The sequence below is a fragment of the Clostridium ihumii AP5 genome, from assembly GCF_000612845.1.
Lineage (GTDB): Bacteria > Bacillota > Clostridia > Clostridiales > Clostridiaceae > Clostridium_J > Clostridium_J ihumii.
In genome coordinates this window covers 21,771-42,180 of record NZ_CCAT010000067.1, presented here as the reverse complement: position 1 = coordinate 42,180, position 20,410 = coordinate 21,771, and the positions used below count along the sequence as shown (strand labels likewise).

15 protein-coding genes are annotated in these 20,410 nt (G+C 26.1%); 11 read left to right on the top strand and 4 right to left on the bottom strand.

Annotated elements, in window-relative coordinates:
* Positions 1 to 4 precede the first annotated feature (4 nt).
* A complete protein-coding gene (locus BN346_RS14495) occupies positions 5 to 697 on the bottom strand; it encodes a hypothetical protein (protein WP_040329571.1) in 693 nt (230 codons plus the stop codon).
* 308 nt (positions 698 to 1,005) lie between these two features.
* Here BN346_RS14495 and BN346_RS14490 point away from each other — a divergent pair, with 308 nt between their 5' ends.
* The 4 genes from BN346_RS14490 (at position 1,006) to BN346_RS14475 (ending at position 6,842) form a co-directional block, all read left to right on the top strand.
* Positions 1,006 to 2,304: an MATE family efflux transporter gene (locus BN346_RS14490; protein ID WP_040329570.1), complete on the top strand. Its 1,299-nt coding sequence runs from the start codon at positions 1,006 to 1,008 to the stop codon at positions 2,302 to 2,304.
* A gap of 174 nt (positions 2,305 to 2,478) precedes the next feature.
* A complete protein-coding gene (locus BN346_RS14485) occupies positions 2,479 to 3,024 on the top strand; it encodes a hypothetical protein (RefSeq protein ID WP_040329569.1) in 546 nt (181 codons plus the stop codon).
* Positions 3,025 to 3,244: 220 nt separating this feature from the next.
* On the top strand, positions 3,245 to 4,993 hold the full coding sequence (locus BN346_RS14480; protein ID WP_040329568.1) for a 1-deoxy-D-xylulose-5-phosphate synthase: 1,749 nt from the start codon (positions 3,245 to 3,247) through the stop codon (positions 4,991 to 4,993).
* 343 nt (positions 4,994 to 5,336) lie between these two features.
* On the top strand, positions 5,337 to 6,842 hold the full coding sequence (locus BN346_RS14475) for a CotH kinase family protein (RefSeq protein WP_051540432.1): 1,506 nt from the start codon (positions 5,337 to 5,339) through the stop codon (positions 6,840 to 6,842).
* A gap of 668 nt (positions 6,843 to 7,510) precedes the next feature.
* Here the strand turns inward: BN346_RS14475 and BN346_RS14470 are convergent.
* Positions 7,511 to 7,945 carry a VanZ family protein gene (locus BN346_RS14470; protein WP_040329567.1) on the bottom strand — a complete coding sequence of 145 codons (435 nt, stop codon included), beginning with the start codon at positions 7,943 to 7,945 and terminating at the stop codon, positions 7,511 to 7,513.
* Positions 7,946 to 8,384: 439 nt separating this feature from the next.
* On the opposite strand from BN346_RS14470, the gene BN346_RS14465 reads away from it, so the two are divergent.
* Positions 8,385 to 8,774 (top strand): (deoxy)nucleoside triphosphate pyrophosphohydrolase, encoded by a 390-nt coding sequence (locus BN346_RS14465; RefSeq protein ID WP_040329565.1) that lies wholly within the window; start codon positions 8,385 to 8,387, stop codon positions 8,772 to 8,774.
* A 42-nt stretch (positions 8,775 to 8,816) separates the two neighbouring features.
* On the opposite strand, the gene BN346_RS14460 is transcribed toward BN346_RS14465, so the two are convergent.
* On the bottom strand, positions 8,817 to 11,783 hold the full coding sequence (locus tag BN346_RS14460) for a DEAD/DEAH box helicase (RefSeq protein WP_040329564.1): 2,967 nt from the start codon (positions 11,781 to 11,783) through the stop codon (positions 8,817 to 8,819).
* Positions 11,784 to 11,937: 154 nt separating this feature from the next.
* Between BN346_RS14460 and BN346_RS14455 the strand changes: the two genes are divergently transcribed.
* The 5 genes from BN346_RS14455 to BN346_RS14435 all read left to right on the top strand — a co-directional run bounded on the left by BN346_RS14455 (position 11,938) and on the right by BN346_RS14435 (position 16,865).
* Entirely contained in the window at positions 11,938 to 12,243 is a 306-nt protein-coding gene (locus BN346_RS14455; protein WP_040329563.1) for a hypothetical protein, read from the top strand.
* Positions 12,244 to 12,850: 607 nt separating this feature from the next.
* Positions 12,851 to 13,459, top strand: coding sequence for a methyltransferase (locus BN346_RS14450; protein WP_040329562.1), 609 nt, complete (start codon positions 12,851 to 12,853; stop codon positions 13,457 to 13,459).
* 721 nt (positions 13,460 to 14,180) lie between these two features.
* Positions 14,181 to 15,050 carry a PhzF family phenazine biosynthesis protein gene (locus BN346_RS14445; protein ID WP_040329561.1) on the top strand — a complete coding sequence of 290 codons (870 nt, stop codon included), beginning with the start codon at positions 14,181 to 14,183 and terminating at the stop codon, positions 15,048 to 15,050.
* Between the two features lie 107 nt (positions 15,051 to 15,157).
* Complete coding sequence (pduB, locus tag BN346_RS14440; RefSeq protein ID WP_278245520.1) at positions 15,158 to 15,907, top strand: propanediol utilization microcompartment protein PduB; 750 nt, start codon at positions 15,158 to 15,160, stop codon at positions 15,905 to 15,907.
* A 232-nt stretch (positions 15,908 to 16,139) separates the two neighbouring features.
* The gene (locus BN346_RS14435; RefSeq protein WP_040329558.1) at positions 16,140 to 16,865 is read left to right on the top strand and encodes a DUF421 domain-containing protein; all 726 of its coding nucleotides are present in this window, start codon (positions 16,140 to 16,142) and stop codon (positions 16,863 to 16,865) included.
* Between the two features lie 106 nt (positions 16,866 to 16,971).
* Here BN346_RS14435 and BN346_RS14430 read toward each other — a convergent pair whose 3' ends face one another.
* Positions 16,972 to 17,415: a hypothetical protein gene (locus tag BN346_RS14430; protein ID WP_040329557.1), complete on the bottom strand. Its 444-nt coding sequence runs from the start codon at positions 17,413 to 17,415 to the stop codon at positions 16,972 to 16,974.
* 643 nt (positions 17,416 to 18,058) lie between these two features.
* Between BN346_RS14430 and katG the strand changes: the two genes are divergently transcribed.
* On the top strand, positions 18,059 to 20,251 hold the full coding sequence (gene katG, locus BN346_RS14425; protein ID WP_040329556.1) for a catalase/peroxidase HPI: 2,193 nt from the start codon (positions 18,059 to 18,061) through the stop codon (positions 20,249 to 20,251).
* Positions 20,252 to 20,410: the final 159 nt, after the last annotated feature.

The window sequence follows — 20,410 nt, the reverse complement described above, 5'->3', positions numbered from 1 at the left end:
ATTGTTAAATTGTACTATCATTATATTCAATAATTTTTTGAAATTTTACTACTTCTGTTTTATTGGTAGCTTTATTATAAAAAGGAATGCTAATAAAAGCAGTTACTTTTTTAGGTGGTGATTTTAATTTGCTAAAGCTTCTAATCATAAAATTGAGATTAAAAGAATCTAAAGTAGTATTTTTACCATATTCAACTTTAATATTTTTAGTAAGTACATTGCTATCAAAATTATTATAGTAAGCTTCACTTTGATTGTCATTAAGGTTACGAATAGTACTCCAATCAAAACAATCCTTACTATCATCATCAAGATATAATTCAATAATTATGTTTTCATTTTTGCACATTTGAATTTTGGAATTCATAATTTTATTAGAATTTAAGTTTTTAAGAAAACTGTTATTAACTTTAATATTTAATGTGCAATCAATAACGCCACCTAAAGGAAGATTTGGAGGCACAAATAAATCTATATAAACACCTAATAGGTCTCTATAATTATTATGTCTTTTAGTGTATTCATTTATATAATAATAGTTAGCTAGGTTATCTGTATTTATATTATTATTACTTTGTAATTTGTTTTGAGATAAAATGTAATCTGAATTGTTAAGATCATATACCTTATCATTTTTAATAATATTTTTTTTATTAAATGTTTTATAATATGTGTTAATGCTAAAAAAGAAAAACATTAATGTAAAAATTATTATCAGCGTAGCTTTTTTCTTATTTTTAATTTTAATCACCTCTTAGAAATTAATTTTATGTACATTAAAATAATAACATTCTCAAGTTTATATTACAAATTATAGAAAAATATCAATTAATTTTAAATTATTTTTTATGTTGTGATACAATATAATCATAAAATGTAAAAGGGAGAGATTTTAATGAATTATCTGTATGTTTTCAGCCTATTGGAAGAATAGGCTATAAAAACAGCTATTCTTCTTTAATCAAGTAAAAATATAAAAGATTATTTGAAAAATGGAGAATAACTATGATAAAAGAAAAAAGAGAATATTATAGGATTTTACTAGGAATGTCATTTCCTATATTAATGAACTATTTAGTTACTACATTATTTGAAGTTTTTGATAAAGCAATTGTAGGAAACTATTCTACAGAAGGTTTTGCAGCAATAAGTATTGCAAGTTCAGTTATATATACTGTGACTGGTTCTTTAGGAATGCTTTCAGTGGCATATAATATAATTGCAGCAGAACGTATGGGAAAAAATCATATTGATAAATTTAGAGAAGATTTTAAGTTAACAATGATTATTTCTATATTAGTTGGATTTATTGTGATAATCGTATCATTATTAGGAGGAAATTTTTTATTTAAATATATCTTTGCAATTGAAGATAATATACTAAAAAAATGTTTAGACTATTTTTATATTTCATCAGTAACAATAATGTTAAATATGATTATATTTATCTTCTCTGCTTATTATAGAAATCTAAAAAATACAATAATAACATTGTATAGTACAATAGTGGCTACTGTCATAAATATAGTATTTGATTACATTTTAGTTTATGGAAAATTTGGATTTCCAGAGTGTGGAGTAAAAGGTGCAGCAATTGGAAGTGTTTTAGGTTTATTATGTGGAATATTAGTTTATATCATAAAAATCTATAAAGATGATACATTCGAACTTAAGATTTGTTGTGATAAAGAAACAATAAAAAAACTTATTAAATTATATGTTCCACTTTTAGGACAAGATCTTATGGAATGTACAGTATTTACATTTATGTTAACGGGCATTATTTCCAGGCTTAATGTATATGAAATTGCTGCTTATGGTCTTTCTGAAAGTATGGCAAGTATTATTTCATTACCAATATTTGCATTTTCATCTGCGGCAATGACATTGTCACTGCAAAAGAGTTTTTCGGGTGAAGAGAATTGTGCTAGAAATATATTAAAGTCTGCTATAACTTTGTCTTGTATTGTAGTTACCACAATTGGAATTTTAATAATGACTTTTCCAAAACTAACTTTTGGTGTTATAAGTAATGATATAAAAGTTATTCAAAGAGTAATAGAGATATTTATAATTGTTATCTTAGTACAATTAATAAATGTTTTTCATCAAATTTATAAAAGTTATTTACAAGGTAAGAATAGTGAAAAATTTGTATTGAAATGCACAATAGTAGTTTCAATAGCATCTACAATTTGGATTTCATTTTTATCCAAAAAATTTGGACTATTTGGAATATACATTGGAATAACAATAAATTATTTACTACTAGCTTTGTTATATAGCAATAAAATGAAAAAATAAGGATAAATAGATAGGTTTTTTAAAGCCTATCTATTTTTGTGAATTTATTTATGTTTAGATTCAAATCTTGTATAAATAATTTTTAAATTTAAGATTGGTTTAAGCATTAAAAATTATAATAAATTATGAAAATATTACTACATTTTAAATATTAAGTTACGAAAGGAGAAATTTATGATAAGTTCAATTGGACAAGGTGGGCAAAGTATAAATGTTTGGCAACAATATGCTGCAAGACAAGCTCAATCTACAGATAATTCAAGTAAAACAGATAATGTAACTGATACAGAAATTGCAAATGACACAGAAAATGTTAAGGGTGCACCACCACAAGGACCTCCGCCATCAGGACCCCCACCAACTAAAGGTGGAAGTAATGCTTTAAGCGATGAAGAAGAGGATTTAGTAAGTTTAATACTTGAAGAATATGATGAAGAAACTTTAACATCAGAAGATGTAAATGCAATTATGTTAGCATTTAAAGAAGCGGGGTTAAAAGCTGGACAAGATTTAACAGATGCTATTAATGAAAATGGATTTGATGCAGAAAAAATGAAGGAATTAGATACATCACATATTAATTATTTAGAAAACAGTGCTAAAATGAGAGAAATGAGTAGTTCTTATAAAGCTGATAGCAATTCAGCAAATAATGTAAATATAAGCTATGTAAATGAAAGTATAGAAGAGACTACAAATGAATTGAATATTAATGTATAAATAATTGATAAAATATATAATAAAAAGATAGATAGATGTAAATATTCTATCTATTTTTTTTGCTATAAATACTTAAATATAAAATAAAATTAAAAATAATTATTGACTTAGAGTTAACTCCAAAGTTTATACTAATGTAGAAGTTCAAAGTTAACAATAAATATATGGTTATAATTTTAAAACTTTAAAAGTATATAAACGATATTTAGGAGGAATTTTTATGTTAAATAATATAAATGAAGTTAAAGATTTAAAGAAGCTTAGTAGTGATGAATTAATAATTTTAGGTGATGAAATAAGAGAAGTATTAATAAAAAAAGTAAGTTCAACAGGTGGACACTTTGGACCTAATTTAGGAATGGTTGAAGCTACAATTGCAATGCATTATGTTTTTAATTCACCAATAGATAAAATAGTATATGATGTTTCACATCAATCATATACTCATAAAATTTTAACAGGTAGGAAGAGTGCATTTATAAATCCCAATGAATACAAAACTATTTCAGGGTATACAGAACCTAATGAAAGTGAACATGACTTTTTTACAGTAGGTCATACATCTACATCTGTGAGTTTAGCATGTGGATTAGCAAAGGCTAGAGATATAAAAGGTAGTAGTGAAAATATTATAGCTGTTATAGGAGATGGATCTTTAAGTGGTGGAGAAGCATATGAGGGATTAAATAATGCAGCTGAATACGGAAAAAATATAATAATAGTTGTAAATGATAATGATATGTCAATTGCAGAAAACCACGGGGGACTTTACAAAAATCTAAAATTACTTCGTGAAACTGATGGAAAAGCAGATAACAACTTTTTTAAATCATTAGGACTTGATTATTATTATGTTAATAATGGAAATGATATTAAATCTTTAATTGAAGCATTTTCAAAAGTTAAAGATATAAATCATCCAGTAGTTGTTCATATAAATACATTAAAAGGAAAAGGGTATAAAGATTCAGAAGAAAATAAGGAATCATTCCATTGGGTTATGCCTTTTGATTTGGAAACAAAGAAACCTTTAGTTGAATTTAATAAAGAAAGTTATGAAGGCATAGGCGAAGAATTACTAATACAAATGGCTATGAAAGATAGTAGTATTGTAGCAATAACAGCAGCAACGCCTAATGTAGTAGGAATGGGAACATTTAGACAAAAATTAAAGAATCAATATATAGATGTTGGAATAGCAGAAGAACATGCAGTTGCACTTGCATCAGGAATAGCATCTCAAGGTGGTAAGCCAGTTTTAGGTTTTCATAGTTCATTTATACAAAGAACTTATGATCAATTATCACAAGATCTTGCAATAAATAATAATCCTGCACTTATTATGATTTACTGTGGAGGAATTACTGGGGGAGATGTTACACATTTAGGAATTTTTGATATACCATTAGTATCTAATATACCTAATATAGTGTACTTAGCTCCAGCAAATAAAGAAGAATATGTAGCTATGATGAAGTGGGGAATAAATCAAAATAAATACCCAGTAGCTATACGTGTTCCTAATATGGAGGTAGTATCAACTGGAAATTATGTTGAACCTAATTTTGACAATATAAATACTTATGAAGTAGTTGAATCTGGAAATAAAGTAGCCATAATAGGGTTAGGAAATTTCTATAGTCTTGGAAAAAAAGTAAAAGAAAAATTAAAAGCAGAATTAGATATAAATGCTACTTTAATTAATCCTAGATTTGCAAGTGGAATAGATGAAAATGTGTTAAATGAATTATTAAAAAATCATGAAATAGTAATAACTTTAGAAGATGGAGTATTAGATGGTGGATTTGGTGAAAAAATTACAAGATTTTATGGCGATAAAAATATGAAAGTATTAAATTTTGGTGCAACTAAAGAATTTACAGATAATGTTCAATTAAATGAATTATATAAAAGATATCATTTAACAGAAGAGCTAATAATAGCAGATTTAAAAAATATAATTGAATAAATTTTCAAAAGTATTTAGTAGAAAATGGGGCTGTATCAAAAATATTTTTGTTAAAATATAGGGTTACAAGTTGAAAAATGAAATTACTCAAATATTAAATGAGAATAATGTTAATCAAGGAACAGGCTATTGGTATTTAAAGTTTACCAATAGCCTTATATTTTTCATTAATTTAATAATATAGTTTATAATTTTAAATTAAACTTATTAATTCATTTATTAACTAAGTTATTTTGATACAACCCCATTTTTATTTAAATAAGACTATAAATTTAAGTTTGGATTAAGGTAGTATTTGTATAATTACATAGAAATAAGTAATTATATTGGAGGGTAGAATCTTATGAAAAACAAGAAAAATATTATAGTAATTATAGCTGTATTAGCTATTTTAAGTATTTTAATATTGTCATCTAATTTAACTAATAAAGATAAAGTAGTAAGTGAAAGTAATGATAAATTACAGGTGGGCAATGGATATGGAGAAAAGTATTTTGACGCTAGCAAAATAATGGAAATAAATATTGATATTGATGAAAATGAACTAAAAGATATGTTTGATAATGCTAAAGATGAAGAACATAAAAATGCTAATGTAACTATAAATGGAGATAAATATAATAATGTTGCAATAAGAACTAAAGGAAATTCAAGTTTAAATGCAGTGGCAAGTGATGATGAATCAAACAGATATAGTTTTAAAATAAACTTTGATAAATATGAAAAAAATCAAACAATGAGTGGACTTACTCAATTAAATCTAAATAATTGTTATTCTGATCCAACTTATATGAGGGAATTTATAGCATATAGTATATTTAAAGATATGGGTCTAAAAACACCAGAGTTTGCCTATGCAAAGATATGGATAAATGGTGAATATCATGGATTATATTTAGCTGTAGAAAGTATATTGGAACCATTTATTGAAAATAACTTTGAATATACTAAAGGAGATTTATATAAATCTACAGGTAAGGATGGCGGTGCTTTAATTTATAATGGAGAGAGTATAGACAACTACAAAAATTTAGAACTAAAAAGCGATTCAGATGCAGATTTTCAAAAAGTTATTAATATGATATCTGCATTAAATAGTGGTGAAGATATAGAAAAGTATTTAGATGTTGATTCAGCTTTAAAGTATATAGCAATAAATACTGCTATATTAAATTTAGATAGCTATCAAGGAACTTTTGCTCATAATTATTACTTGTATGAACAAAATGGCAAGTTTACAATTATACCATGGGATTTTAATATGGCTTTTGGTGGTTTTCAGCAAGGAAATTCCAATAGTGAAGAACTGATTAATATTGATTCACCATCAATGGTTAAATTAGAGCAAAGACCACTTATAAATACTTTATTTTCCAATGAAGAATATAAAGAAAAATATTATAATTATCTTGATGAAATAGTAAACAAATATTTAGATTCTGATTATCTAAAGAATATGACAGAAGACATTTATAATTTGATTTCAAAAGATGTAAAAAATGATCCAAGTGCTTTTTATACTTATGAAGAATTTGAAACAAACATAAAAACATCTATAGAAAATACAAAACAAAATATGGGTAAAAATATGAATCCACCAGAAGGTATGGATATGCTTAATAAAGATAATATGGATAAACAGCCGCCCGAAGATAGAGGTGAAATGAGAAACCCTAATGATATGAAAAAAACAGAATTGCCACAAGAAATGGAATTACCAGAAGGAGTTAATGAGAAGTTTGAGGAAAATGGTATGAAAGAAAAAGGAGGCAAAACTCAAACTTTACCTGGAATATTAGAATTAGCAGAACAAATGAGTAAAAGTATCAAAAATCAATTAAATAAATAAAAGCATAAAATATGAAGTGCAAATTAAATATGTCAAGTAATAAAAAGCAGATAGTGAATTAATCATTATCTGTTTTTTTATTATATGTAAATTTAGACTTATTCAAATATCAAATGAGAATAATGTCAGTAAAGGAAACAGTAATTATTTAAAACGTTATTCATAAAAATTTCAAAGAAACTCTAATAAATTTTCTAAATCAATTTTAAAAGAAATACTTATTTAAATAATTCCTTTTCATTGATTAAAGAAAAAAATTTTTCAATTGACAAATTTGTTATTTTGAAATTGAACTTGGAACACTATAATTGGGATATAAGTATAATTTACATGTTTGTATAAGTTGAAATTAGTAAAAAATGTATAATTTAAATGAAGAGGGGTGAAAAAATGAAGATAGCAATTGTTGAGGATGAAAAGGTTCAGCAAGATTATTTATGTAAAATCAAATCGGACTAATAAAAAATTAATAGTAGATTAGGGATGTTAGAATTTAATTGCGAAATAAAACTAAAATATACGATAATCACAAAGAATTTATAACACTTGAAATTATATTTGAAATGGATTTAAAGCATATAAAATAGTCAAAGAACAAGGACGTTGAATAAATACTATTTTTAATGTAATATAGTTAATTAAGATAAAAATAAATAGTCTTTTATGGTTTATCTACTTTTTATTATATTTTTATAAATTAGAAGAATTGAAATAAAGAGTAGCATACCCAATGAATCTATCATAACATCGGTAATGTTGCCACATCTTCCAGGAATAAATAATTGATGAAACTCATCAGATATAGCATATAAGAAGCTAATTATAAAAGCCAAAAATACAGACTTCTTAAAAGTAAAATCACAAATTAGTCCATTATATAAACAAAAATCTAAAAAGAAAAACTCACTTATATGACCAAGCTTTCTAATTAAAGTATGTATAATATCAAAATTGGAACTTGTAACATCAAGACCTAAAAAGCCACACAAATTAACAAGGGGAACACTTAAAGAATTTGAAGTAGTGGCATCCCTATGCGACATAAGAAATATAAAAAACATAGTAAATATAGATAAAGTCCAGAAAATAACTCTTCTTTTCATAAATAACCCTCCAATGCAAAAACTATTATATTCTAATTAAATCACAATTTTTAATAGTGATGCAAATTGTAGGCTTTACTAAATTTTCTTTTAAATAAATATAAGGAATTGATCATATTTATTAAAAAAAGGAAATCTATATGCTAACATGTGGAATGCCAAAGCTAAATACTATGCTATTAGTTAAAATTCTTTATAAATTTTCAATAAATTAAGTTAATATAAAAACTAAATACAAGCAAATTAGAAAATTCTAATGTCTATTGAATTTTGTGTAATATGTTTTTAGGATCAAACCAGTTAAGTTATGAGGAATAGAAGGATAATTAATTTAAGTTAGAGAGAATTATTAATATTATTATAAAAAAAGATTATGTGTTAAAATTAATGTAGATAAAATTTACAGTTTTACAAAAAGATTAAAAGAGGTGTTATACAGATGAAGACAATAGAAGTAGTTGCTGCTGTAATTAGAAAAGAAGATAAGTTTTTTATTACTTGTAGAGGATATGGGGAATTTATTGATATGTGGGAATTCCCAGGTGGGAAAATAGAAAGTGGAGAAAATAGAGAAGAGGCACTTCATCGTGAAATAAAAGAAGAGCTTGAATTAGATATAGATAAATTAGAATATTTAACAACAGTAGAGTATGATTATTCTAATTTTCATTTAACAATGCATTGCTATGTCTGTGAAATAGCAGGAGGAACGTTACATTTAAATGCACATAATGATGTTAAATGGGTAACGATAGATGAATTAGATAATGAAAGATGGGTGCCAGCTGATATTTTAGTAGTTGAAAGTATAAAAGATAAATATAAATAGGCAATGGAATTTAAACTTCATTGCCTATTTATATTTAAAAAATTAATAAGTTATATATTCATAAATATCAGATCTAACAGGTGTAAGCAATTGATATTCTATTTCAACAGCAGTTTTATTAGTATTTTTCATAATAAACTGATTTGGATTACCGATAGCACGAATACTTCCTAAAAAATAAAATTCTTTAGAGATTTTATCATCTTTATTTTTCCTAACAAATAGATACATTTTTACATTGTCTTTATATGCATTGTAAGCTTGGACAACATCATCAGAAGATGTAGTTCTTCCAGATTTAGATATTGCAATTAATTTTGACTCTGATATAAACTTATCTTCATAATTAATAGAATCATCAATGCCATCATGTTTATCATAATTAATAAAAACTGGATAGGTTTTAGTTGTTTTATCAAATTTATAACCACCTATATTAAGAGCAACTTCGCCTTTTTCCCATTCTAATAATCTACAAACATCTTCATAAGTATACTTTTGATAAAGTTGAAAACATGTGTCTTTATATGAATTACTGTAATTTTTAGAGTATCTTCTAAGTCCAAAGTCAATTAATTCATAAAGCATATCTTTAAAAAATACATTTTTAAAAAGACTAAGAAATTCTTTAGATGCAACATATTCATTATCTGTTTTTTCAATAAAGATACATTTAGAATAAGTTTTTCTTCCTGTACCAGTAGGGAATTCATTTGTTAAGATATTAATAATATTAGTTTTAGTAATATTATTGAAATTAATATTATAGGTATCTTTTAAAGTTACAATTAAATTATCTATTAGATTAGTTTCATTTTTTAGTATAGATTTTAATAATAAAAGTTCATGAGGTCTTTTACCTGATGCTAATTTTTTAGAAATAAACTCTATAAATAATTCCTCAGTATCATTTAATTGGACGTTATAATCTTTTTCGTATTTTTTTAAGAATATATGGTAAGAACCTAAATTTTTGTTGTCAAAAATTCTTAGTGGATCTATAGCTTCATATTTATCAAAATCATATAATGTTGGAATTTTGCCAAGTTTTTGTTTTAAACTTTTATAGCTTTCTTTAATTAGTTTTATATCATTGAAATTAGCAACATCAATAGATTCAAAAATTTTCTTTTTAGATATTTCGTCAAAATTAATTGTGGAACAACCTGGAATTATTCTTGAGCCTTCTAAAACATATTTTCTAAGAGTATCTTTATTAAAAGTTCTATCACCAGATAATGCAATAGGAATCAAAAAGTTTTTATCATAATTACCGACAAAATCAATGATTACAACATATTCCTTTGATTTGTTTTTTCTAAGACCTCTACCTAATTGTTGAATAAACACTATAGATGATTCAGTTGGCCTTAGCATTACAACTTGATTAACAGAAGGAATATCTACACCTTCATTAAAAATATCTACTGTAAAAATATAGTCCAAGGAATTATTTTTTTCATCTTGTTCTAATTTTTCAATAGCAGTATTTCTTTCTTCTTGAGTATTATCACCAGTTAGTGCAACAGTATTGTATCCTCGAGAATTAAAAATATTGGAAAGTGTTATAGCTTCATTTTTATTACTGCAAAATACTAGACCTTTAACTCTATCTCCACAGTAACCATAAAAGTTAATTTTATCTATAATATAATTAATTCGCTCATGGGCTACCAAAAACTTGAAATCAGATTTTTCATTAAGCTGAGCACCATCAACAGTTATATCAGAAATTGCAAAATAGTGAAATGGACATAATAAATCTTCTTCTAAAGCTTGCTTAAGCCTTATTTCGTATGCGATATTGTAATTAAACATTTTAAATATATCAAAATCATCACTTCTTTCAGGGGTAGCTGTCATACCAAGAAGAAAGTCAGGATTAAAATAATTGACTATTTTTTGATACGTATTAGCACCAGCTTTATGAACCTCATCAATTATAATGTAATCAAATTCATCGTTACTAAAACTATTTAAAATCTTATCTTTAGATAAAGTTTGTATTGTAGAAAATATAATTTCTTTATTTAAATCTTTACTATTACCAGATAAAATCCCCATAGATTTAGTGTCTCCAAATACATTTTTATAACTTTCTAATGCTTGTCTTGCTATTTGTTCTCTATGTACAACAAATAAAGCTTTCTTAGGATTATAGTTTCTAAGTTCAAATGCTGATAAGTATGTTTTTCCAGTTCCAGTAGCTGAAATAAGAAGTCCTTTATGCTCTCCACTTTCTCTTAGTTTATTTAAACTTTCAATTGCGGCTACCTGCATCTTATTAGGTCTTAATTTATATTGAGCAATGCTTGGAATCGTAGTTTTTTTAGTATATTCAAGCTGCTTTCTATAGATATTTTCATATGTATTTATCCAATCTAAAGTTAAGTCGTTAGCATCATTCCAAAGAGTATTAAATTCACAAACAACATTTTCAGTTAAAAGTCCTTCTTCAAGAGAGGAAACTTTTAAATTCCATTCTTTATTTTTAGTTAAAGCAGTTTGTGTTAAATTAGAACTACCAACAATTAGTTTATAATGGTTACTATGTTTAAATATATATCCCTTAGTGTGAAAGTTTTCTTTGTTATATACTCTAACTTCAATATTAGAAAACTCTAGAAGCTTTTTTAATGCTTTAGGTTCGCTAAAATTAAGATAATCAGTTGTTAATATTTTACCCTTAATGCCTTTTTTATTTAGTGTTTTTAAAGTTTCTAAAAGAGGTAATATGCCGCTATTAGTTATAAATGCAACAGAAATAAAAAACTCTTCGCATTTATTTAACTCATATATAATTTCATTTAATACTTTACTTCCTTTAGAATAATCATTAATAATTAACTTTGGTGTCAGTGCTAAATTTGAATCAACCCTACTATTAATTAAACCTGTTTCACTAGCTTTAAGCAGTTCTTCTTTTAATGTAAAATTATTTTCTTTAATTGATTTCACATTGAGACTACTTAAGGAATCTTTTAAATTATTACTTTTTAAAATACTCATAAATTCACCCTTTTATATACAAAATAGTAATTTTATTATAACATGATAACGTTTAAACATTAACTGAATAAGGATAAAAAATAATATTTAGACTCACAAGAAATATATGTATTCATACTATGGTAGTATAAATTAATATATGGAGAGATTTTATATGACGGTAAAAAAGACTATAGCATTACAAGAAGATGTTTTTATAATTGCAAACAAAAAAGCTAAAATAAAGTGTAATGGTAATTTTTCTAATTATATTAATTCATTATTATATGATATAAATAAGGATGAAATTAATAAATTACAACAAAATAAACCTAAGAAAAATGGAGTTGAGTTCAAGGCAATAAAAACTAGCACATGTGAATACTGTAAGGGAACTATAAATATTGGTGATAAAATATGTAATGCTAAATTTCCAGATGAACATATTAGTTATACACATGTAAATTGTTGTAAAAAATAAATTTTGATTTAGTAATAAGATTTTAAAATGTAATAGAGTAAAAAATAGGTAGATCTTTAATGGTTTACCTTATTTTTATGGGAAATATTTCAATATTAATATGTGGTATAATATAGGAATACAAGTTTAAACTTTAAGTTATTCATGTTTCAGTTGAGAATTCTAATTAGTTTAATTGAAAATTGAAAGTTGAAAATGAATGTAAAAATGATTTTTTATTAAATTTGCAAAGCAAATTATTTAAACACAATATAAAAACTGAATTTTATAAAATATCCAAAGTAATAGGGATAGTTACTATTGAAACTGTGATTAGTAAGAACATTGTAATGGGGAATTTATTCTCCAAAATGAACTTTTTATGGATAAATATTATACTGATTTTATTTGAAGTACAAATAAAACATTGTAGTGGGGATTTCAATCCCCGTGATATTCAACATAACTTTTCACTATTCACTCTTACTTCTTACTTTCTTCCAAATACAAAAACAGGAATAAACTGTAAGCTTAAGAGTATCATTTGAGAAAGAGATTGCTTTAAATTTTAGCTTGGAACCCTATATATTGAAATAAATTAAAATCATGACAAATAAGAGGATTATAGATGGAAGAACAATATTATGAAAAATTATTAAATGTAAAAACTTCAGGAAAGCAAGATTTGAAAGAAACAACTATACATTACAATAGATATGAACCAACAGATTATGAAGCATTAGATAGATTATGTGAAGAATGTAAAATAGATAAGTTAGATTCAGTAGTAGATTTTGGATGTGGAAAAGGTAGATTGAATTTTTATTTGAATTACTTTTGTAAATGTAAAGTTACAGGAATAGAAATGAATACATATTTTTATAAACAAGCGTTGGACAATAAAAAAAGTTTTTTAGAAAAACATAAAATTGATGAAAGCAAAGTTAATTTTGTTTGTACATTTGCTGAAAAATATGATATTAAGTCAGAGGATAATAAATTCTATTTTTTCAATCCATTTTCAATGGAAATCTTTATGAAGGTAGTAAATAATATTTTAGAATCAGTTTATGAGACTAAAAGAGATATTGAAATTATACTTTTTTATCCAGCAGATGAGTATATATCATTTTTAGATGAGTATACGCTTTTTACATTACATAAAGAAATAAAAGTAGATAACGTTAAAAATGATAGAAGATATAAGTTTTTAATATATAAATTAGCTTATATATAAATTGATAGAAGTAGTATAAGCTAATATATATATAGGGTTTTAAACTGAAAAATGAAATTATTCAAATATAAAATGAGAATTGTTATTTCAAGAAACAGGAATTATTTAAAACGTTATTTATAAAAATTTCAAAGAAACTCTAATAAATTTGTCATTTTATTTCCAAGACTAAACGGCTGAATCGACGTCCTGTCTAGGCAGTCGCTGAACCCGTCCTTGGGTTCAGGTCTTGAAAATAAAACACAAATCAATAAGATTTTCTAAATCAATTTTTAAAGAAATACTAATTTAAATAATTCCTGTTTCTTGATAAAAGAAAAAAGTTTTTCAATTGATAAATGCGTTATTTTAAATTTGAACTTGGAACCCTATATTATAGAAAAACAAGTTAAAAAATAAAATTAATCCCATTTAAGCTGAAAATAAAAAAGTTACAATGTTATACATAAATTAACAATTAACAATTAACAATCAAGGATAGAATTGAAGTATAAGTTTTTTTATATTTCTATTTTTAAATATTAAAAGCTAAGTAAGCAATATCAACCAGTATTGTTAATTGGGTACAAACATGATAATAGAATAAACTGTAAGCTTAATATTATCATTTGAGAAAGGACTTGCTTTGAATTTGAGCTTGTTTCGCTATACTGATAATGATGAAATTATAGCTATGAAAAAAGTCATGGATTAAATGTAGAGTTGAAAAGGGGAATCATTTATGAAGGTACAAACATATATATTAAATTCATTTGGAAAATCGGTAGATGGAGGAAATCCTGCAGGAGTGGTGCTTGAAGCCGATAATTTATCAGAGAAAGAAATGAAAAAAATAGCATCTATTATAGGGCTTAGCGAAACAGCATTTGTTATGAAATCAAAAATGGCAGATTTTAAAGTAAGATTTTTCACACCAGTAGAGGAAGTAGATATTTGTGGACATGCAACCATAGCTACATTTTCATTACTTGCAAATAAAGGAATTATAGAAAGTGGTGAATATACTCAGGAAACCAAGGCAGGAATATTAAAAGTTAATGTTAATGAAGATTTATCTATTATGATGAATCAAAATAAACCAATATATGGGGAAGTTTTAGATAGTGAACTAATAGCTGAAACATTAAATATTAGTACAGAGTCATTTATGGAAAATCTTCCAATTCAAATAGTATCAACAGGGCTTAAAGATATTATTATTCCTGTGAAAAGTATAGAAATATTAAATAATATAAAACCAAATTTTGATGCTATTTCAAAAGTAAGTGAAAAGTATAATGTTGTTGGGTATCATATTTTCACTCTTGAAACTATAGAGAATTCAATGGCACAGTGTAGAAATCTAGCTCCACTTTATGGTATAGATGAAGAGTCAGCGACGGGAACATCTAATGGAGCACTTGCTTGTTATTTATTTAAATATGGAAAAGTTAGTTCTTGTAAACAGATAAATATAACAATGGAACAAGGTTATTCAATGAATAAACCTTCAAAAATAAATGTAGAACTTAAAGTTAAAAATAATGAAGTTATAGATATAAAAGTAGGAGGAAGTGCTTTTAATTTAAAAGAGATGGAATTTGAAATATAGTTAATTATAGGATTTTATAAAAACAAGATTTAAAGAAAGTTAAAATTGTAACGAAAACTTTAAGAACTGAAGAAAATTTGACTACAAAGAATTAAATTAGTAAAATTATAAAATCAAAAGATAAAAAATTATCTCAAAAGGAGTATGAGGCAATGAATGAACTATCACCAATATCTGAATTTGTGGGTGCAGTAAAATATGGCGATACAGTAGGACTTGTTATAGCAAATGTAGACAGTGTATTGCGTGAAAATATGGGATTAGATAAAAGTCAGAGAGCAATAGGAATTATAAGTAACAGGACAGGAGCAGGCTCTCAAATTATGGCGGCAGACGAAGCGGTAAAAGCTACAAATGCAAAAGTAGTTAGCATTGAACTTCCAAGAGATACAAAAGGTGGACCAGGCCATGGCTCATTAATTATACTTGCATCAGAAGATGTATCTGATGTAAGAAAAGCTGTAGAGATTACTCTTGAGAATGTAGAAAGAAATTTTGGAGAAGTTTATGTATTTGATGCAGGTCATTTAGATATGCACTATACTGCAAGAGCAAGTCTTGCTTTAAATAAAGGATTTAATGCACCTATAGGAAAAGCTTTTGGAATAATTGTAGGGGCACCAGCAGGAATTGGAGTTGTAATGGCAGATACTGCACTGAAGACTGCAAATGTTGAGCTTGTTAGTTATTTAAGTCCAAACAAAGGAACTGCACATTCAAATGAAGTTATAATAACTGTAACAGGAGATTCAGATGCTGTAAGACAAGCGGTAATTGCTGCTAGAGAAGTAGGACTATCTATTGCTAAATCAATGGGTCAAAATCCTACATCTATTACAGGAAAACCATATCTATAATAAAGTTTATATATATATTTATCAGATATAATATAAATATATACTTAATGTACCTCAGTATAACAAAATAATTTGTTGTATTGGGGTTTTTCTGTATATTCAATCTTATAAAAATAAATATTTTAAAAAGCTTATAAAATAGGTGATAAAAATCATTTGTAATTTGAAAATGCATAGAATTACTGCACTTGATTAAAATATAGCTATAGTTAAAATAAGGAGAGTAATTTTTATGTATAGTAGTATATTATTTATCACAATAATTAAATGTATTTTAATATATATATTGTCATTAACACTTAGTAAATTAATTGGTATTAAAATTATTTCACAGATGAATTTCTTCGATTTTATAATGGGTGTTTCCGTAGGGTCAATGATTGCTAAAATTGTTATTGATAAAGATCATGTAGTATTTTCAGGAATTACAGCATTACTAATGTTTACATTATTAACTATAGCAACTAGCTATTTAAATTTAAAAAGTTATACAGCTAGAAGAATAATGAATGCTAAGACTCTGATACTAATAGAAAATGGGCGCATTATTGATAAGAATGTAAGAAAACTTAAGATTACAGTAAATGAACTTATGATGAAGTTAAGAGAAAAGGATGTTTTCAATTTAGAGGATGTACAATTTGCAATAATGGAGCGAAATGGTCAATTATCAGTTTTAATAAAAGCTAATAAAAAGCCAGTAACACCATATGATATGGAGTTAAATGTAAAAAATAGTTCATTTCTAAATGATATTATAATTGACGGAAAAATAATAGATAAGAATCTTAAAATAGCAGGCATAGATAAAAAATGGTTACAATCTGAAATAAAAAAGAAAAATATAAATAAAATTGAAGATATTTTTTATGCAGGTGTAGATAAAAATAAAAAGCTTATTATTTCAGAAAAGTATCCTAATAATTTTAATCCAGAAAGTAAGTTTGGAGTAGAATAACTATTAAATAAAATATGTTAAAAATAATATTAAGCTTGGAATTGAATATACTGGTGTTCAAGATTATATTTTGGAACTTGAACACCTAACAATCATTTTATGTATTTTAAATAGAAGCACTATTGATACAATCATAAGTAAAATTCTCTTTTTCAGTATCATAATATAACCAAACTTCTAAGCCTAAATAATCATCCACAGGAAATCTAATAGAAGGATTTTCATAAAAACCTAAAAAGCGTGCTTCAACGCTAAGAAAAATGTTGTCGTCACATTCACTAATAGTAATATCACCAACATACCATTCGCCTGTCAGTTCACATCTACGAGGAAACATATTTTCATCATCATTACAAAGAGCTTCATTTTCCAAGTATTCTCTTGTTTCATTTGAAACTATTTCCATAATTTCAACCTTGTGTTTTATGAATAATTCTTTAAGATAAGCATTGTCAAATTCTATACGAGGTTGTAATTTGTTTTCATAATTTGGGTATTCATTATTTGGATTGGGGTTCATCATAAAAATTTGTTTAAAATCTAAGCTCATAAATATCCTCCTATTGTATAAATATCATAATTAAGACTAATTTAAAGTTAAAAAACAAAATTTAAAATATCATTTTTATAGCACTCTAAATTTTTATCTTCATTTATGTAAATTAAAATTTCTTTTAGTGTGGGTAATGATAATATTTATTTGATATTACCATAATATCTCAATAAAATCTATTAATTAACTTAACTGTATATGTACAATTTAAAATTAATATAAATGTCAATAATGAAAAATTATATTTCTTAAAAAAGTAGAAATGAATTTTCAAGAAATAAAAAGAATATTTTAAATTTGTAATTGTAATTCATGGTAGAAAGTAGAACTTTAATAGATATAGGGACTTGCTTTGATTATTATAATTAGTATCTTATTAAATAATAGGAAGATACAATAAATAAAAGGAACTAAATATACAAATGACTGTCCATCATGGTATAGATATAAGACTTAAAAATTTAATGTTGCATATAATTAGGAGAATACAAAAACCACTCTCAAAATTAAAAAAAATATGATTTAACCTTAAAAATTATATATACAAAGTACAGATTTATACTGAAATAATAGTATAATTATACTATTTATATAATAAATTGTAATAGTATTAATAATGTATATGAGGAGATTTTATATTATGATGGAGATGAAATGTCCTGTGACAGGTAATAGAAATAAAAGTATGACAAGTGATGGAAATACCAATAAAGATTGGTGGCCCAATCAATTAAAGCTTCAAGTTTTACGTCAAAACTCTGAACTAAGTAATCCTATGACTAAAGGATTTAATTATCGTGAAGAGTTTATGAAGTTAGACCTTAAAGCTGTAAAGGAAGATTTATTTAAGTTAATGACAGATTCTCAGGAGTGGTGGCCTGCTGATTATGGTCATTATGGACCACTTTTTATTCGTATGGCATGGCATAGTGCAGGAACTTATAGAGTTTCTGATGGTAGAGGTGGCGGAGGACTAGGAACACAACGGTTTCCACCACTAAATAGTTGGCCAGATAACATTAATCTAGATAAAGCACGACGTTTACTTTGGCCAATTAAAAAGAAATATGGAAATAAAATATCTTGGGCTGACCTCATGATTCTAGCTGGTAATTGTGCATTAGAATCTATGGGAGTAAATTTAATTGGATTTGGTGGAGGACGTGAGGATGTTTGGGAGCCTCAAGAAGATATTTACTGGGGAAGTGAAAAGAAATGGCTTGATAGTGATCGTGAACCTATAGGTGGAGAACTTGAAAATCCTCTTGCAGCTGTTCAAATGGGACTAATCTATGTAAATCCAGAAGGGCCAAATGGAAAACCTGATCCAGTGGCATCAGCTCATGATGTTAGAGAAACTTTTAGGCGTATGGCTATGAATGATGAAGAAACTGTTGCGCTTATAGCAGGTGGACATACTTTTGGAAAATGTCATGGGGCAGGTCCTGTAACTTATGTTGGACCAGAACCAGAAGCTGCACCTATTGAACAGCAAGGTCTTGGATGGAAGAGTACTTTCAAAAGTGGAAAAGGTGAAGATACTATAAGTAGTGGTATTGAAGGTGCATGGAAGAAAAATCCTACACAGTGGAATATGAATTACTTAAAAACCTTATTTAAATATGACTGGGAATTGGTTAAAAGTCCAGCAGGAGCATACCAATGGTTAGCTAAAAATGTAGATAAAGAAGATATGGTAGAGGATGCATTTGATCCATTAAAGCTTCATAGGCCTATGATGACTACAGCAGATTTATCATTAATTTTTGATAGAATATATGAACCTATAGCTAGAAATTACTTAGAGAATCCTAAAAAATTTGAAGCGGATTTTGCTCGTGCATGGTTTAAATTGACTCATAGAGATATGGGACCTATTTCAAGATATCTAGGACCAGAAGTTCCAAAAGAAATATTTATTTGGCAAGATCCTGTACCACCAGTTGATTGTAAACTTATTAATAAGAAAGATATTTCACATCTTAAGAAAAAGATTTTAGATTCAGGATTATCAGTATCAGAACTTGTTAAAACAGCTTGGGCATCTTCATCAACTTTTCGTGGTTCCGATAAGCGTGGGGGAGCTAACGGTGCAAGGATTTGTCTTGAGCCTCAAATACAGTGGGAGGTTAATGAGCCAGAAACGCTTAAAGAAACATTAAATGAATTAGAAAAAATTCAAATAAGATTTAATAAATCACAATCAGGAAGTAAAAAAGTTTCATTGGCAGACATTATTGTTCTTGGTGGATGTGCTGCTATTGAAAAAGCTGCAAGAAATGCAGGATATCATATAGAAGTACCATTTACTCCAGGTAGGACTGATGCAACTCAGGAGCAAACAGATGTAAATTCTTTTGCTGTACTTGAACCTATGGCAGATGGATTTAGAAACTATATAAAAGATAAAAATACATTAAAGCCAGAGGAAGCATTAATTGATCGTGCACAACTGCTTACATTAACTGTTCCTGAAATGACTGTATTAATTGGTGGAATGAGGGTATTAAATGTAAACTATAATAATTCTAAAGATGGTGTATTTACTCATAAATTAGAATGTCTTACAAATGATTTCTTTGTAAATCTTCTTGATATAAATACTATTTGGAAACCAATATCTAAAGAAGAAAAATTTATAGGTTATGATAGAAAAACAGGAAAAGAAAAATGGACAGGTACAAGAGTTGACCTTATATTTGGATCTAATTCTGAACTTAGAGCAGTTGCTGAAGTATATGCATGTAATGACAACAAGGAAAAGTTCATTAAAGATTTTGTAGCTGCTTGGAATAAAGTTATGAACGCAGATAGATTTGATATAAAAAAATAGTATAAATAAAATGAAAACCTCTCAATTTAAGAGGTTTTTATTTTTGAATTAAGGTTATATAGTAAAACATTAGAAAAAATAAAAACTTTCAATAATAACATATATAATGAAAAAACTTAAAACACTAATCTGTGAAATTTTCAAAGAAGCTGTAAATAT